The 15,834-nt window shown below is 72.3% G+C and carries 16 protein-coding genes and 2 tRNA genes; 12 read left to right on the top strand and 6 right to left on the bottom strand.

Annotation, left to right across the window (positions count from 1 at the left end; translation table 11 throughout):
• The first annotated feature begins 68 nt into the window (after positions 1 to 68).
• The 10 genes from gnd to AC3ANM_RS10890 all read left to right on the top strand — a co-directional run bounded on the left by gnd (position 69) and on the right by AC3ANM_RS10890 (position 9,872).
• Positions 69 to 986: a phosphogluconate dehydrogenase (NAD(+)-dependent, decarboxylating) gene (gene gnd, locus AC3ANM_RS10845; RefSeq protein ID WP_488284426.1), complete on the top strand. Its 918-nt coding sequence runs from the start codon at positions 69 to 71 to the stop codon at positions 984 to 986.
• Between the two features lie 34 nt (positions 987 to 1,020).
• A complete protein-coding gene (gene recF / locus AC3ANM_RS10850) occupies positions 1,021 to 2,217 on the top strand; it encodes a DNA replication/repair protein RecF (protein ID WP_488284427.1) in 1,197 nt (398 codons plus the stop codon).
• Positions 2,207 to 2,812, top strand: a complete 606-nt coding sequence (locus AC3ANM_RS10855; protein ID WP_488284428.1) for a DciA family protein — start codon at positions 2,207 to 2,209, stop codon at positions 2,810 to 2,812. Before recF ends, AC3ANM_RS10855 begins: the two co-directional genes overlap by 11 nt.
• Positions 2,813 to 3,159: 347 nt before the next feature.
• A complete protein-coding gene (gene gyrB / locus AC3ANM_RS10860) occupies positions 3,160 to 5,199 on the top strand; it encodes a DNA topoisomerase (ATP-hydrolyzing) subunit B (RefSeq protein ID WP_488287943.1) in 2,040 nt (679 codons plus the stop codon).
• 154 nt (positions 5,200 to 5,353) lie between these two features.
• A complete protein-coding gene (gene gyrA, locus AC3ANM_RS10865; protein WP_488287944.1) occupies positions 5,354 to 7,930 on the top strand; it encodes a DNA gyrase subunit A in 2,577 nt (858 codons plus the stop codon).
• Positions 7,931 to 7,968: 38 nt separating this feature from the next.
• On the top strand, positions 7,969 to 8,472 hold the full coding sequence (locus tag AC3ANM_RS10870; protein ID WP_488284429.1) for a DUF3566 domain-containing protein: 504 nt from the start codon (positions 7,969 to 7,971) through the stop codon (positions 8,470 to 8,472).
• A gap of 183 nt (positions 8,473 to 8,655) precedes the next feature.
• A tRNA-Ile gene (locus AC3ANM_RS10875) sits at positions 8,656 to 8,732 on the top strand.
• 33 nt (positions 8,733 to 8,765) lie between these two features.
• A complete protein-coding gene (locus tag AC3ANM_RS10880) occupies positions 8,766 to 8,891 on the top strand; it encodes a DLW-39 family protein (protein ID WP_488284430.1) in 126 nt (41 codons plus the stop codon).
• A 55-nt stretch (positions 8,892 to 8,946) separates the two neighbouring features.
• A tRNA-Ala gene (locus tag AC3ANM_RS10885) sits at positions 8,947 to 9,019 on the top strand.
• 292 nt (positions 9,020 to 9,311) lie between these two features.
• Positions 9,312 to 9,872: a hypothetical protein gene (locus tag AC3ANM_RS10890; RefSeq protein WP_488284431.1), complete on the top strand. Its 561-nt coding sequence runs from the start codon at positions 9,312 to 9,314 to the stop codon at positions 9,870 to 9,872.
• Positions 9,873 to 9,939: 67 nt separating this feature from the next.
• On the opposite strand, the gene AC3ANM_RS10895 is transcribed toward AC3ANM_RS10890, so the two are convergent.
• Entirely contained in the window at positions 9,940 to 10,227 is a 288-nt protein-coding gene (locus AC3ANM_RS10895) for a hypothetical protein (protein ID WP_488284432.1), read from the bottom strand.
• A gap of 218 nt (positions 10,228 to 10,445) precedes the next feature.
• Between AC3ANM_RS10895 and AC3ANM_RS10900 the strand changes: the two genes are divergently transcribed.
• Positions 10,446 to 11,189, top strand: a complete 744-nt coding sequence (locus AC3ANM_RS10900) for a hypothetical protein (RefSeq protein WP_488284433.1) — start codon at positions 10,446 to 10,448, stop codon at positions 11,187 to 11,189.
• Here the strand turns inward: AC3ANM_RS10900 and AC3ANM_RS10905 are convergent.
• Genes AC3ANM_RS10905 through AC3ANM_RS10925 form a run of 5 tightly spaced genes read right to left on the bottom strand, consistent with a single transcriptional unit; the run spans position 11,164 to position 14,744 of the window.
• Positions 11,164 to 11,502 carry a hypothetical protein gene (locus AC3ANM_RS10905; RefSeq protein WP_488284434.1) on the bottom strand — a complete coding sequence of 113 codons (339 nt, stop codon included), beginning with the start codon at positions 11,500 to 11,502 and terminating at the stop codon, positions 11,164 to 11,166. The genes AC3ANM_RS10900 and AC3ANM_RS10905 overlap by 26 nt on opposite strands.
• A 59-nt stretch (positions 11,503 to 11,561) precedes the next feature.
• Positions 11,562 to 12,698 carry an ABC transporter ATP-binding protein gene (locus AC3ANM_RS10910; protein WP_488284435.1) on the bottom strand — a complete coding sequence of 379 codons (1,137 nt, stop codon included), beginning with the start codon at positions 12,696 to 12,698 and terminating at the stop codon, positions 11,562 to 11,564.
• Positions 12,695 to 13,474, bottom strand: coding sequence for an ABC transporter permease (locus AC3ANM_RS10915; protein ID WP_488284436.1), 780 nt, complete (start codon positions 13,472 to 13,474; stop codon positions 12,695 to 12,697). Before AC3ANM_RS10915 ends, AC3ANM_RS10910 begins: the two co-directional genes overlap by 4 nt.
• 53 nt (positions 13,475 to 13,527) lie before the next feature.
• The gene (modA, locus tag AC3ANM_RS10920; RefSeq protein WP_488284437.1) at positions 13,528 to 14,340 is read right to left on the bottom strand and encodes a molybdate ABC transporter substrate-binding protein; all 813 of its coding nucleotides are present in this window, start codon (positions 14,338 to 14,340) and stop codon (positions 13,528 to 13,530) included.
• Complete coding sequence (locus tag AC3ANM_RS10925) at positions 14,337 to 14,744, bottom strand: TOBE domain-containing protein (protein WP_488284438.1); 408 nt, start codon at positions 14,742 to 14,744, stop codon at positions 14,337 to 14,339. The genes modA and AC3ANM_RS10925 overlap by 4 nt, the downstream gene beginning before the upstream one ends.
• Positions 14,745 to 14,942: 198 nt before the next feature.
• Here AC3ANM_RS10925 and AC3ANM_RS10930 point away from each other — a divergent pair, with 198 nt between their 5' ends.
• The gene (locus AC3ANM_RS10930; protein WP_488284439.1) at positions 14,943 to 15,833 is read left to right on the top strand and encodes an AAA family ATPase; all 891 of its coding nucleotides are present in this window, start codon (positions 14,943 to 14,945) and stop codon (positions 15,831 to 15,833) included.
• Position 15,834 lies beyond the last annotated feature (1 nt).

Genomic DNA, 15,834 nt, shown 5'->3' on the forward strand with positions numbered 1-15,834 from the left:
GACCCCTTGGGAGCGCCCCACCCGGCCGCCCCGACGCACTGTCTCCACGAACCTCGAAGGGGTAAGCCATGCACCTCGGACTCATCGGCCTGGGCAAGATGGGCGGCAACATGCGCGAGCGCATCCGCCGCGCCGGGCACGAGGTGGTCGGCTTCGACCGCAACCCCGAGGTCAGCGACGTCGACAGCCTCAAGGCCATGGTCGAGGCGCTGCCGGCCCCCCGCACGGTCTGGGTGATGGTCCCCGCCGGTGAGGCCACCCGCGCCACCGTCGCCGAGCTCGGCGAGCTGCTCGACGAGGGCGACGTGGTCATCGACGGCGGCAACAGCCGCTTCACCGACGACGCCGTCAACGCCGAGGCGTTGGCCGCCAAGGGAATCGGCTACCTCGACTGCGGCGTCAGCGGCGGTGTCTGGGGCCTGGACAACGGCTACGGCCTCATGGTCGGCGGCGACGCCGACCACGTCGAGCGCGCGATGCCGATCTTCGACGCGCTGCGCCCGGAAGGCCCCCGCGAGGAGGGCTTCGTCCACGCCGGTGCCGTCGGCGCGGGCCACTACGCCAAGATGGTGCACAACGGCATCGAGTACGGCCTGATGCAGGCCTACGCCGAGGGCTACGAGCTGCTGGCCGCCAAGGACATCGTCACCGACGTGCACGGCAGCTTCAAGGCGTGGACCCGCGGCACCGTCGTGCGCTCCTGGCTGCTGGACCTGCTGGTCAAGGCCCTCGAGGAGGACCCGGGCCTGGCGAAGATCAGCGGCTACACCGAGGACTCCGGCGAGGGCCGCTGGACCGTCGAGGAGGGCATCGCCAACGCGGTGCCGATGCCAGTCATCTCCGCGGCGCTGTTCGCCCGCTTCGCCTCCCGCCAGGACGACTCCCCCGCGATGAAGGCCGTCTCCGCGCTGCGCAACCAGTTCGGCGGCCACGCCACCCGCGCGGCCGAGGCGGGCCCGACCTCGGGCGCCGGCTCGACCGACTGACCCCGGCCTCCCGGCCGGACCCAGCGGAGCGCCCGTGCACCTGCGCCACCTGTCCGTCGTCGACTTCCGCAGCTACGCGGCGGCCGAGCTGCCGCTCGCGCCCGGGGTCACGACGCTGGTCGGGCTGAACGGCCAGGGCAAGACCAACCTGGTCGAGGCGATCGGCTACCTGGCCACTCTGGGCAGCCACCGCGTCGCCACGGACGCCCCGCTGGTGCGTTTCGGCGCGGCGCAGGCGGTGATCCGCGGTGCCGTGGTCCGCGACGAGCGCGAGACCCTGGTCGAGCTCGAGATCACGCCCGGCCGGGCCAACCGCGCGCGCCTCAACCGCTCGCCGGTCCCCCGGCCGCGTGAGGTGCTGGGCACGCTGCGCACCGTGCTGTTCGCCCCCGAGGACCTCGCGCTGGTCAAGGGAGACCCTTCCGAGCGGCGCCGGTTCCTCGACGAGCTGCTCGTGGCCCGGCAGCCGCGCTGGGCCGGGGTGCGCTCGGACTACGACAAGGTCCTCAAGCAGCGCAACGCCCTGCTGAAGTCGGCGCAACCGGTGCTGCGCAAGGGATCCAGCCGCCGGCCCCGCCCCGGCGACGAGCCGGTCGAGGACACACGGGCCAGCGCCCTGCACACCCTCGACGTGTGGGACAGCCACCTCGCGCGCGTTGGTGCGCAGCTGCTCTACGCCCGGCTGCGCCTGCTCCACGACCTCGGCCCCTACCTGTCCAAGGCCTACGACGAGGTCAGCGCCGGGCAGTCCGACGCGAGGGTGTCCTACAAGTCCTCGCTGCGCGAGACGCTCGCCGCCGCCATCGCCGAGGGCACGGTGCCGACGATGGAGGAGCTGCACGAGGAGCTGCTGGCCGCCCTGGTCGAAGCCCGGCCGCAGGAGGTCGAGCGCGGGGTGTCGCTGGTCGGCCCGCACCGGGACGACGTCGTCCTCACCCTCGGCCAGCTGCCGGCCAAGGGCTACGCCAGCCACGGGGAGTCCTGGTCGTTCGCGCTGGGACTGCGGCTCGCGGCATACCAGCTGCTGCGCCACGACCTCGGCGACGACCCGGTGCTCATCCTCGACGACGTCTTCGCCGAGCTCGACGCCGGGCGTCGCGAACGGCTGGCGGCCCTGGTCTCCGACTGCGAGCAGGTGCTCATCACCGCGGCCGTGCCCGAGGACGTGCCCGCCTCGCTGGCGGGCAGCACGTATCGCGTGACGCTGGGTGAGGTGGCCCGTGTCGCCTGAGGAGCGTCCCGGCACCGGTCTCCCCGGGGCTCCCGGGGCTTCCGGGCTTCCCGGGGAGGCGGCCGGCGAGCCCGCACCCGCGGCCGAGGAGGTCGACTCCCCCGACACCGCGGCGGCGTCCGCGCTGGCCCGCGCCCGCGAGGCGGCCAGGGCCAAGGGGCTGCGACCGGGCCGCGCGCCGCAGCGCCGGGACCGGGAGGCCCACCGGCAGCGGGCGGCGCGGGACAACCGTGACGGCTACCGCGACCCCAGCCTGCTCGGGGAGCAGATGGAGCGGCTGCTGGTGTCCCGCGGGTGGAACGTCGACGTGGCGGTCGGCTCGGTGATGGGGCGGTGGGCCTCGATCGTGGGGCCGGAGGTGGCCGCCCACGTCACGCCGGTGACCTTCGAGGACGGTGTCCTGACGGTGCGCGCGGACTCCACGGCCTGGGCCACGCAGATGCGCCTGATGGCCTCCTCGCTGCTGACGCGGCTGGAGACCGAGGTCGGCCAGGGGTCCGTGACCGAGCTGACCGTCCTCGGCCCGAGCGCCCCGAGCTGGTCGCGCGGGCGGCGTCGCGCGCAGGGGCCCGGGCCGCGGGACACCTACGGCTGACCCCGCCGACGGGCCCGCTGGCGCAGCCCGCCGGGACGGGTGGCGGCACCGCTTGCAGGGGCCCGTTCTCGCGCCCTGACGGGGCCGGGCGCGTGGGGGGAGTAGGAAACCCCGGGTTTTTTGCGCGACATCGGCCGTTGCGGGCCTCCTGAGCGGGGGTTTGTCGCCCCGGACAGGTAGACTGGGGACAACTCGGCGGCTGTCGCGACGGCAGCCATGAACGGGAGCGATCCCGGGCGTGGTGCCACCTCGCGGGCCGCTTCCCGTGCCCGCGCCTGTCCCCACAGCGCCGGGCCTGCGCCTGACTGCCACGAAGGAGCACTGTGTCCGAGGTCAGCCCCGACAACATCCCCGACGACGCCACCCCGGACCTTGTTGCCGTCCCCGCGGCCCCTGACAGCCCGGCCTACGACGCCAGCGCGATCACCGTGCTCGAGGGCCTCGAGGCCGTGCGCAAGCGCCCGGGCATGTACATCGGCTCCACTGGTGAGCGCGGCCTGCACCACCTGGTCTGGGAGATCGTCGACAACGCGGTCGACGAGGCACTGGCCGGCCACGCGGACCTGATCGAGGTGACCCTCCTGGCAGACGGTGGCGTGCGCGTGGTCGACAACGGCCGCGGCATCCCCACGGGCCTGAACGAGCAGTACGGCGTCTCGACCGTCGAGCTCGTGCTCACCCAGCTGCACGCCGGCGGCAAGTTCGGCGGCGGGGGCTACAAGGTCTCCGGCGGTCTTCACGGCGTCGGGTCCTCGGTCGTCAACGCTCTCTCGACCCGGCTCGACGCGGAGGTCCGCCAGCTCGGCCACGCGTGGCGGATGAGCTTCGACCACGGCGAGCGGACCGCCCCGCTGGAGAAGATGGAGGAGACCGACAGCACCGGCACCACCATCACCTTCTGGGCTGACGGGGACATCTTCGAGTCCACCACCTACGACTTCGAGACGATCCGGGCCCGCTTCCAGCAGATGGCGTTCCTCAACAAGGGCCTGACCATCACGCTGGTGGACGAGCGGCCGAAGGCCGTCGACGCCGTCGAGGCCGAGGAGCTCGACGAGGGCGCGGCCTCCGAGGAGCCCAAGGCCCGCACGATCTCCTACCGCTACGACGGTGGCCTGATCGACTACGTCAACCACCTCAACGCGTCCAAGCGCTCCGAAGTGGTGCACCCCGACGTCATCTCGATCGAGGTCGAGGACGAGGAGCGCCAGCTCTCGCTCGAGCTGGCGATGCAGTGGACCAACGCCTACTCCGAGTCGGTCCACACCTACGCCAACACCATCAACACCCACGAGGGCGGCACCCACGAGGAGGGGTTCCGGGCGGCGATGACCAAGCTCATCAACGACTTCGCCCGCAAGCAGAACCTCCTCAAGGACAAGGACGACAACCTCACCGGCGACGACGTCCGCGAGGGCCTGACCGCGGTCATCTCGGTCAAGCTCGGTGAGCCGCAGTTCGAGGGCCAGACCAAGACCAAGCTCGGCAACTCCGAGGTCAAGGGCTTCGTGCAGCGGGCCATGACCGACGAGTTCGGGCACTGGCTGGAGGCCCACCCGGGCGAGGGCAAGGACATCGTCCGCAAGTCGATCCAGGCCGCGGCCGCCCGCATGGCCGCCCGCAAGGCCCGCGAGGCCACCCGACGCAAGGGCCTGCTGGAGTCCGGCGGCCTGCCCGGCAAGCTGCGCGACTGCCAGAGCAACGACCCGACGATCTCCGAGGTCTTCATCGTCGAGGGTGACTCCGCCGGCGGCTCGGCGGTGCGCGGGCGCAACCCGCAGACCCAGGCGATCCTGCCGATCCGCGGCAAGATCCTCAACGTCGAGAAGGCCCGCATCGACAAGGTGCTCGCCAACAACGAGGTCCAGGCGCTCATCTCGGGCTTCGGCACCGGCATCGGCGAGGACTTCGACATCACCAAGGCGCGCTACCACAAGATCGTGCTGATGGCCGACGCCGACGTCGACGGCATGCACATCCGCACCCTGCTGCTGACCCTGCTGTTCCGCTTCATGCGCCCGCTGATCGAGGCCGGCTACGTCTACCTCGCCCAGCCGCCGCTCTACCGCCTCAAGTGGAGCAACCACCCGCACGAGTTCGCCTACTCCGACCGGGAGCGCGACGCCATGGTCGCCGCCGGTCAGTCCCAGGGCTGGCGCCTGCCCAAAGACAACGGGATCCAGCGCTACAAGGGTCTGGGCGAGATGGACTACAACGAGCTGTGGGAGACCACGATGGACCCCGATCACCGGGTCCTGCTGCAGGTCACCCTGGACGACGCCGCGGCCGCCGACGAGATCTTCGCGATCCTCATGGGCGAGGACGTCGAGAGCCGGCGCGGGTTCATCCAGCGCAACGCCAAGGACGTGCGCTTCCTCGACATCTGACGCGGCACCGCCGGCGGCGCGGCGCGCCGCCTGCGAGCACACGGCATACCCCTCGTCTTTGAACTGCCCTGACAGATAAAGGAATCCGACTGTGACCGAGCAGCCGCCCACCTTCGAGACCGACCGGACAGAGCCGGTCGACCTCAACCTGGAGATGCAGCGCAGCTACATCGAGTACGCCATGAGCGTCATCGTGAGCCGCGCCCTGCCGGACGTCCGCGACGGCCTGAAGCCGGTGCACCGCCGCGTGCTCTACGCGATGTACGACGGCGGCTACCGGCCCGACCGTGGCTACAACAAGTGCAGCCGCGTCGTCGGCGACGTGATGGGCCAGTACCACCCGCACGGTGACACGGCGATCTACGACGCCCTCGTGCGCCTGGTGCAGGACTGGTCGCTGCGCTACCCGCTCGTCGACGGACAGGGCAACTTCGGCTCCCCCGGCAACGACCCGGCCGCGGCCCCGCGGTACACCGAGTGCCGCATGGCGCCGCTGTCCATGGAGATGGTGCGCGACATCGACCAGGAGACGGTCGACTTCAAGCCCAACTACGACGGCAAGACGATGGAGCCGGAGGTCCTGCCCAGCCGGTTCCCGAACCTGCTGGTCAACGGCTCGGCCGGCATCGCCGTCGGCATGGCCACGCAGATCCCGCCGCACAACCTGCGCGAGGTCGCCGACGGCGTGCAGTGGTACCTGCGTAACGCCGAGGCCTCCCGCGAGGAGCTGCTCGCCCACCTGCTGACCACGATCCAGGGCCCGGACTTCCCGACCGGCGCGCTGATCATGGGGCGCAAGGGGATCGAGGAGGCCTACCGCACCGGTCGTGGCTCGATCGTCATGCGCGCGGTCGTGCAGGTCGAGGAGATCCAGAACCGCCAGTGCCTGGTGGTCACCGAGCTGCCCTACCAGGTCAACCCGGACACCCTGGCCGAGAAGATCGCCGAGCTGGTCAAGGACGGCCGCCTCGCCGGCATCGCCGACATCCGCGACGAGACCTCGGGCCGCACGGGCCAGCGCCTGGTCATCGTGCTCAAGCGCGACGCCGTGGCCAAGGTCGTGCTGAACAACCTCTACAAGCACACCCAGCTGCAGACGACGTTCGGCGCCAACATGCTCGCCCTCGTCGACGGCGTGCCGCGCACCCTGCCGCTGGACGCGTTCATCCGGCACTGGGTCGACCACCAGATGGACGTCATCGTCCGCCGGACGACCTTCCGGCTGCGCAAGGCCGAGGAGGAGGCGCACATCCTGCGCGGCCTGCTCAAGGCCCTGGACGCCCTCGACGAGGTCATCGCCCTGATCCGCGCGTCGCAGACGGTCGAGACCGCGCGCGACGGCCTGATCGAGCTGCTCGGCATCGATGAGCTGCAGGCCATGGCGATCCTCAACATGCAGCTGCGCCGCCTGGCGGCCCTGGAGCGGCAGAAGCTGATCGACCGCCACGACGAGCTCGAGGCGATGATCACCGAGTTCCGGGCGATCCTGGACTCCCCGCAGCGTCAGCGCGACATCGTCAGCGAGGAGCTGACCGACATCGTCGACAAGTTCGGCGACGAGCGGCGCACCAAGGTCGTGCCCTTCGACGGCGACATGTCGATGGAGGACCTCATCCCCGAGGAGGACGTGGTCGTCACGATCACCCGGGGCGGCTACGCCAAGCGCACCAAGGTCGACCTCTACCGCTCGCAGAAGCGCGGCGGCAAGGGCGTGCGCGGCACGAGCCTGCGCGGCGACGACATCGTGGAGCACTTCTTCACCACGACGACGCACCACTGGCTGCTGTTCTTCACCAACCTGGGCCGGGTCTACCGCGCCAAGGCCTACGAGCTGCCCGAGGGCAGCCGGGAGTCCAAGGGCCAGCACGTGGCCAACCTCATGGCCTTCCAGCCCGGGGAGCAGATCGCCCAGGTCCTGGACCTGCGCGACTACACCAGCAGCCCCTACCTGGTGCTGGCCACGCGCAACGGCCTGGTCAAGAAGACCCGCCTGTCCGAGTACGACTCCAACCGCTCCGGCGGCCTGATCGCGGTCAACCTGCGCGACGGCGACGAGCTCGTCGGCGCCGGCCTGGCCTCGGCGGCCGACGACCTGCTGCTGGTGTCGGTCAAGGGGCAGTCGGTGCGCTTCCACGCCAACGACGAGACGCTGCGCCCGATGGGCCGGCCGACCAGCGGCGTGGGCGGCATGAAGTTCCAGGACGCCGACAACCTGCTCTCGATGAGCGTCATCGAGGACGGGACCGACCCCGACGTGTTCGTGGTGTTCGAGAACGGCCTCGCCAAGCGGACGCTGGCCTCGGAGTACCCCGTCAAGGGACGCAACATCCTCGGCGTCCGGGTAGCCAAGATCTCCGAACGCGGCGGCAACCTGGTCGGCGCGCTGACCGTCGACGCCGACGACGAGGTCATGGTCGTCATGGAGAAGGGCAAGATCGTCCGCTCCCGGGTCGATGAGGTGCACCGCACCAAGCGCAACACCATGGGCGTGAAGTTCGCGACGCCGGACAAGGGCGATGCCATCGTGGCGGTCGCGCGCAACGCCGAGCGGGCCAGCGAGGCCGAGGTCGAGGAGGTCGCCGACGCCGTGGAGGCCGCCGCGCCCGGCACGGTCGTGGGCGACGCAGCCAAGACGGATGGCGAGACGACCGGCGCGGGCGGGGCCAGCACCGGGCCGGATGCCGTAACGTCGGGTGACGACGAGGCCGGAAACACGGGAGGTCAGGAGTGAGCACCGCAGGTCAGTCGGGCGCGGCCACGCGCCCGGACGTGAGCAAGCCCCCCACGGGCAAGCAGACCGGGATGTCCACCGCCAACCTGCCCGGTGGGCAGGGCAAGGGCGCGACGGCGTCGGGTCAGACCTCCCCCAGCGGGTCGACGGCCCCCACGGGAGCGCCCCGACCGGCCTCGGCCCGGCGGGTCAAGCTCACCGTCTCCCGGGTCGACCCCTGGTCGGTCATGAAGATGTCGTTCCTGCTGTCGGTTGCCATCGGCATCGCCGGCGTCGTGCTGATGGCCGTGCTGTGGATGGTCCTGTCCGGCATGGGCGTCTTCGCCGACGTCAACCGCACGGTCGAGAGCGTCCTGGGCACCAGCGGCAGCAAGTTCGACCTGATGGACTACATCGGCTTCGGCCGGGTCGTGTCCCTCTCGGTCGTCATCGGGGTCATCGACGTCGTCCTGATGACCGCGATCGCCACGCTGGGCGCGTTCCTCTACAACGTCTGCTCCAGCCTCGTGGGTGGCCTCCAGCTCACCCTCACCGACGACTGAGCGGACCCCTCACCACCACGGCCGGTATGCCGCGCGCGGACTTCGCGTGCGGCATACCGGCCGTTTGGCTTGGTCGCGGGCGTGGGCGGCAGCCGTTTTGGCCGCGGCGGGGCAGGTGGGGTAATCTCGGGCGTCGCAAGCCCCCGGGCGGACGCCGTCCGGCTTGCGTGTGTGGATGAGTAGGGGCCTATAGCTCAGTCGGTTAGAGCGCTTCCCTGATAAGGAAGAGGCCACAGGTTCAAGTCCTGTTAGGCCCACCATCACATCCCCGGTCCCGCTGGAGGAGACGCCTCGTGAAGAAGTTCCTGCTGCTGGTTGCCACCGTGTTCGGCGCCCTCGCCATCCAGCGCAAGCTCAAGGCGCAGAAGGCCGAGCAGGACCTGTGGGCCGAGGCGACCGACCAGCCCGGCCGGGTCTGACCCAGCCGCTCCACCTGGCCCACATCGGTCGGCCGCACAACTGAAGAACCCCTCGGGGGGCGTGGCGCAATTGGTAGCGCACCTGCTTTGCAAGCAGGGGGTTAGGGGTTCGAGTCCCCTCGCCTCCACCCCAAGTCAGAGGCCCTTTCCCACCCGTGGGGAGGGGCCTCTCTCGTGCACCTGCAGCAGCGAGGCGGCAGCAGGAGGTCCCGTCACCCGCCGTCCCCTCCTGGCGCCCAGCGGGTAGCGCGCTTCGCGCCGGCCCCGCGCGCTGAGGGTCCAAGCTCCCTGTGTTGGGTACTTCCTGCCTCGTCGGAGGGGCCGCGCCCGCACGTCGGACGATGGCGGATCAGCCAGCTCAGGGAACCGAGCCGCGTGGCCGGCGTCGTACGAGCAGACACCACGGCGACGGGAGACGCGATGGACCGCGACGGAGACCCCTGGGCCTACGCCGCGGCTCGCCGGCCCCGCCCAGGTCCGCAGGTGCGGTTCGCCATGCGCCTCGCGCTCAACGTCTCGCCACGCGCCCGACGCCATACCCTGCCCATGCTGGCGTCGCTGCTCGCCGCGGCGATCACGGCCTCCTGCTCCTCCAGCACCCCTGAGGGCGGTCCCGCCTCGCGCGCGAGTGGCGAGTCGTTCGAGCAGCACTGCGCCGACGGCCGACCATCGTTGGTCGACGTGGCCGCGCACCGACGCGGAAGTGCCGTTGTCGTGACCTGGGGCCTGCCGCGGGTCGTGGCCGAGCCACGCACCTACCGCGTGCTGCGTCAGGGGCCGGGCAAGCGCTGGGACCGCGTCGGACAACTCCGCCTCCCGGTCGACGCCGCGCGCCGCTATGTCGACGCCACCCCGCCTACCGGCTCGCTGCGCTATGCGGTCGTGGAGATCGATGCGTGCGGGGTCGGGCCGATCTGCTCGCCCACCGGCATCGGACAACGCTGCGCCGTGGCGACCGTACCGGCACGCGGGCAGGACTGAGCGCCGCCGACCCTCCTCGACCACGGGCGCCACACTAGGGAAGGGCCTCCGTCGTGTCTGCCGGGGCTCAGTAGGGGCGGTGGTGGTTGTCCCCCCGCACGCCCCGGCGCAGCCGCAGCTCGTCCCGGATCGAGGGCGGCAGTGGCAGGTGGCGGGAGTCCAGGGCTGCCGCGTAGGCCTCCAGTGCCGCCAGGAGCCGGACCCGCGCCGGGGACTCGGTCGGCGACCCGCCGTGCCGGGCCTCCCCGCGCTCGGCCGCCCAGGCCGCCCGCGCCTTCTGCAGCTCGCCCATCAGCATCGCCAGGATCTCGTCGGTGGCGGCGGACCTCTCCGGGCGCGGCGCGGTGGTCGTCACGGCACGAACCTGGTGCTACGCACGGGACACCTTCATCTCTGCCGGTCACGACCGACGCCGCGCGACCGGATCCGGTCGCACCTATGACGGTACGCCCCTGCTGGTAGCCGGGAAGGGCCAACGGTCACACCGGACGCCCGCAGCGGTTACGTCATGCGGCCGTTCCGGTGCAGGTCACGCGTCGCTAGCGTGCGTGGCTCCGGCGGCAGGAGACGACCATGACCGCGATGCCGGCAGCCCCTCGGACAGCCCTGTCCCGTGCCGTCGTCGAGCCCGCCCTGCGCCGGCTGTCGGCCTGCGTCAGCGCCGGTGTCCTCCTCGGGCTGCTCATCGGCGGCGTCGGTGGACGCCTGGCCATGATGCTGCTCGCCCGGCGAAACCCGGCCGTCTCCGGGGTCGTCAGTGACGACGGCTTCGAGATGGGGCAATTCACCACCTCGGGCTCGCTCAACCTCCTCATGGCCGGAGCGTTCCTCGGCGCGCTAGGTGGCGTGGTCTACCTCGTGCTGCGCGCCCTGCTGACCGGCCCTCGCTGGTTCCAGGTGCTCTCGATCTCGGTCGGACCCGCCGTGGTGGTCGGCTCCATGCTCGTCCACCCCGGCGGCGTGGACTTCACCCTCATCGAGCCCCTGGCCCTGCCCGTCGTGCTCTTCCTGCTCATCCCCGGCCTGTTCGGCGCCGCGATGACCCTGCTCGGCGAGCGGTGGCTCGCGCCGGGCAGCCGGTTCAACACCGCCCGCCCCGCACCCGCCCTCATGCCCCTGGTCATGGCCGCACCCCTGCTGCCGCTCGTCCTGCCGCTGGCGTTGCTGTGGGCGGCGGGCCAGGTCCTGCGCGCCACCCCTCGCACCGCCGCGGTCATGACCAGCCCGCTGCTGCCCCTGGCGGCGCGAGCGGTCCTCGTCGCGGTCTTCGTCGGCGCGCTGGCCGGACTGGTCAGCGACGTGAGCGCGCTGAGCTGAAGCCGCGCGCCCTCCGGGAGGTGACCCCCGCCAGGGTGCCCACCACCAGCGCCGCCCACCCGAGGTGCACCCCGTCCTCCCACAGCGGCCGCCCGGCCTCCCGGCACCGCCGGTTCTGCGCGTCGACCGCCGCCCTCGCGTTCTCCCCCGACCCGTGGGAGGTGCCTGACCCGAGGTGCCAGCTGTAGACGCGGCCGCCGCACTGCGACCCGTCGGGCAGCGCGGGCACCGGCCGCCACCAGAGCGCGAGCATCGCGACGGCGAACGCGGCGGCGAGGGCGAGCAGGACCTTGCGGACTGCGCTGTGGGACATCCCGACAGCATGCCGAAGTCGCGCGCCGCCCGCCGGGTGGTTCGCCTGTGACGGCGCCCTCACCCCGACAGGCTGGTATGCCGGGTGGTCGCCGCCTCCGGGTAGGCGTCGGTCTCGGTCGCCTTGGCCGAGAGCCAGACCCGCTGCCCCGGCTCCAGCAGGAGCTCGGCCACCGCGCCGGGCGTGACGTCGACCAGGGCGGACGGAGAGCCCTCCACGTTGACCCGGACCCGGTCGGTGAGCAGCTCCAGGCTCTCGACCGTGCCGGGCCAGACGTTGCGGACGCTGGCGTGCTCCGGGCGCACCGTGTGCAGCGTGATCGCCGACGGGCGCAGTCCCACCAGCACCCTCCCGTCGGCCTCCGCCTCGGCGGTGGGCGTCACGACGAGCTCCCCACCCCCGTCGAGCGCAACGCTCGTGCGGCTGGGAGCCAGCCGCCCGGCATACAGGTTGAGCCCGACCAGTCGGGCCACGTAGTCCGTCGCCGGGTGGCGCGCGACCTGCGCGGGTGTGCCCTCCTGGACCACCCGGCCCCCCTCGAGCACGAGCAGGCGGTCGCAGAGCACCATCGCCTCCAGCGGGTCGTGGGTGACCACCACGACCGGGCCGGCGAAGAACTCCAGGTGCCGGCGCAGCAGGGTGCGCACGTCGAGCCGGGTGGCGGCGTCGAGGGCCGACAGGGGCTCGTCGAGGAGCAGCAGCCCGGGGTCGGCGGCCAGCGCCCGGGCCAGCGCGACCCGCTGCGCCTGCCCGCCAGAGACCTCCGCCGGACGCCGGGCGGCCAGCGCGGACAGGTCGAGCCGCTCCAGCCAGCCGCGCGCCACCTCCCGCGCGGCCCGGCGGCCCAGGCCCCGGGAGCGCGGCGCGAACGCCACGTTGTCCAGGACGCTCAGGTGCGGGAAGAGGCGGTAGCTCTGGAAGACCAGCCCGACCGGCCGGTGCTCGGGCGCGACGAACACCCCGTCCGCGTCGAGGGTCACCCCGCCGAGCTCGATCCGCCCGGAGGTCAGCGCCGTCAGCCCCGCCAGGGTCCGCAGCAGGGTCGTCTTGCCGGCGCCGTTCGGGCCGAGGACCCCGAGCACCTCGCCCGGCCCGACCGCGGCCGCGACCTCGAGCCGGAACCCGCCGCGCCCGAGGATGCCGTCGACGAGCAGGCCCGTGGTTTCACGTGAATCCACGCCGCTGTCGGGGCTCACAGGCCGCTCCCCGGACGCAGCCAGCGGTCGCGCAGTGCCGCGAGGATCGCGACGGAGACGACGAGCAGGACCAGGGAGAGGGCGATCGCGGCGTCGGGGTCGGACTCCAGCGCCAGGTAGACCGCCAGCGGCATCGTCTGGGTGCGGCCCGGGAAGCTGCCCGCGAAGGTGATCGTCGCGCCGAACTCCCCCAGCGCCCGAGCCCAGCACAGCACAGCGCCGGCGGCCACGGACGGCGCGACCATCGGCAGCGTGACCCGCGCGAAGACCCCCAGCCGGGAGGCACCCAGCGTCGCGGCCGCCTCCTCATAGCCCCGGTCCGCCGCGCGGAACGCGCCCTCCACCGTCACCACGAGGAACGGCATCGCCACGAACGTCTCGGCCAGCACGACGCCGGCCGTGGTGAACGGCAGGGTGATGCCGGTCCACGACTCCAGCAGCCGGCCGAGCACCCCCTGGCGGCCGAACGCCAGCAGCAGCGCGACGCCGCCGACCACCGGCGGCAGCACCAGGGGCAGGGTGACCAGCGCCCGCAGCAGGCTCATGCCCGGCGCCCGGACCCGCGCCAGCACCCACGCCAGCGGGATGCCGAGGAGGACCGAGATGACCGTCGCCGTGGTCGCGCAGATCAGCGAAAGGCGCAGTGCGTCAACGACATTGGCGTCGGCGAGCAGGCGGCCCAGACTCCCCCACGGGGCGCGCAGCAACAGCCCGAGCAGCGGCACCAGGAGGAACGCGGCTCCGACCAGGGCGGGTATGCCGAGTGGCCACGGCACGTCCGCGGGTCCGGTGACGTCATGGTCACCGCCCCGGGGTGCCGCGCCGCGGGTCACGGCTTGGCGAACCCGTCGGCGGCCAGCACCGCCTGCCCCGCCGCGGAGAGCACCAGGGCGGTGAACGCCTTCGCCCCAACGGGGTTGGGCGCCTTGGCCAGCGTGGCGATCGGGTAGGACGTCGAGGCGTTGACGTCAGCCGGGATCTCGATGCCCTTGACCCGGGACCCGGCGGCGCGCACATCGGTCACGTAGACCATGCCTGCGTCGACCTCACCGAGCCCGACCTTGGCCAGGACCGACTTCACGTCGACCTCCTGCGTCACCGGGGTGACCTTGACGCCGGCCTTGTCGAACACCTTTGCCGCGGTGGCGCCGCAGGGCACCTGGCTCTGGCACAGGGCGACCTTGACGCCCCGCCTGGCCAGGTCCTTGACGCCGGTGATCCCGGCGGGGTTCGCGACCGGGACCGCGATCTCCATCTGGTTGGTGGCAAAGGGTTTCGGCGACATGGCACCGCCGGCTTGGACGACCTGGTCCATGTTCCTGGTGCTCGCCGAGGCGAACACGTCGGCCGGGGCGCCCTGGTTGACCTGCTGGGCCAGGCCCGAGCTCGGCCCGAAGCTGAGGACGACCTTCGTCCCCGGGTGCTCCTTCTCGAACAGCGCCCCGAGGGTGGTGAACGCCTCCTTGAGCGAGGCGGCCGCGAAGATGGTGACCGTGCCACTGACGCTGGTGGACCCGCCGGTGGCTGAGGTCGTGCCGTAAGAGCCCGACGAGCCGGTCGAGCCCGCCCCGGCACAGGCGGTGAGCGACCCGGCCAGCGCCACGGCGGCGAGACCGGCGAGCAGCGCGCGTGGCGAGGTCATTGCGCCGGGACCTCCACGACGACGTTGGTGGACTTGACCGCGGCGATCGCCAGCACGCCCGGCTCGAGGCCGAGCTCGTCGGCGGCCTCGCGGCTCATGAGGGAGACGAAGCGGTGCGGCCCGGCCTGGATCTCGACCTGCGCCATGACGGTGTCGCGCAGCACCTTGGTCACCAGGCCCTGGAAGCGGTTGCGGGCCGACTCGGAGACCACCGGCCGGGGCTGGGGCCGCTCGGTCGCCGCGGCCAGCTCCTCGGCGAAGCGCGCCAGGACGGCGCCCTCGACGGTCATCCGGCCCGCGTCGTCGCTGACCGTGGCCAGCCGGCCGGCCTCGGCCCAGCGGCGGACGGTGTCGTCGCTGACGCCGAGCAGCTCGGCGGCCTCACGGACCCGGAAGCTCGTCACCACCGCAGCCTAACCGCAGATGCGGCCGGAAGTCAGGGCAGGAGCAGCAGATGCGGTCGTGACGGGCTGCGAAAGCCGCAGGTTCATCGGAACGGACCAACCCGGCATACCGGGTCCTGTCAGGTTCTCACCACGGCCGGAGCACCCCCGTGGCGTAGCGTGAACACGCAGCCCTGCCCGCACGCCGGAGGACCCGAGTTGGCCGTCGACACCAGCAGTCCCCAGGCGATCGTCGACGCCCTCGCCCGGGCCGGCTACCTCGCCGACGAGGGGCTCGCGACCGCGGCCTACCTGGCGCTGCGGCTGGACCGGCCGCTGTTCTGCGAGGGTGACCCGGGGGTGGGCAAGACCAGCCTGGCGCTGGCCCTGGCCGCGCACCTCGGCGGCGAGCTGGTGCGGCTGCAGTGCTACGAGGGCATCGACTCCACCCAGGCGCTCTACGACTGGGACTTCCCGCGGCAGCTGCTGCACCTGCGTGCTGCCGAGGCCAGCGGGATCACCGACCCCGCCGCGACCGAGGCCTCGCTCTACGACCGCCGGTTCCTGCTCGCCCGGCCCGTGCTCAAGGCGCTGGAGTCCTCCACCGCCGAGCACCGCGCGGTGCTGCTCATCGACGAGATCGACCGCGCCGACGACGAGTTCGAGGCGTTCCTGCTCGAGGTGCTCAGCGACTGGGCGGTCACCATCCCCGAGCTGGGCACGGTCCGCGCGGCCGTGCCGCCGGTCGTCATCATCACCAGCAACCGCACCCGGGACGTGCACGACGCCCTCAAGCGGCGCTGCCTCTACCACTGGATGGACCACCCCAGCCGTGAGCGCGAGGTCGAGATCCTCCGCCGGCGCATCCCCGGCCTGGGCCTGACCCTGGCCACCCAGGTCGCCGAGGCCGTCGCGCGGCTGCGGGCCCTGGGCCTGCTCAAGCCGCCCGGGGTCGCCGAGTCGCTGGACTGGGCGCGCTGCCTGCAGGCCCTCGGCGCGGCCGACCTCACCCCCGAGCTGGCCGGCCTCACCCTGGGGGCCGTGGCCAAGTACCGCGAGGACCTCGAGGCGGTCACCGCCCACGGCGTCGCCAACCTCGTGCCGGGGTGAG

It is taken from the genome of Oryzihumus sp. JJN4-3R, assembly GCF_057747915.1.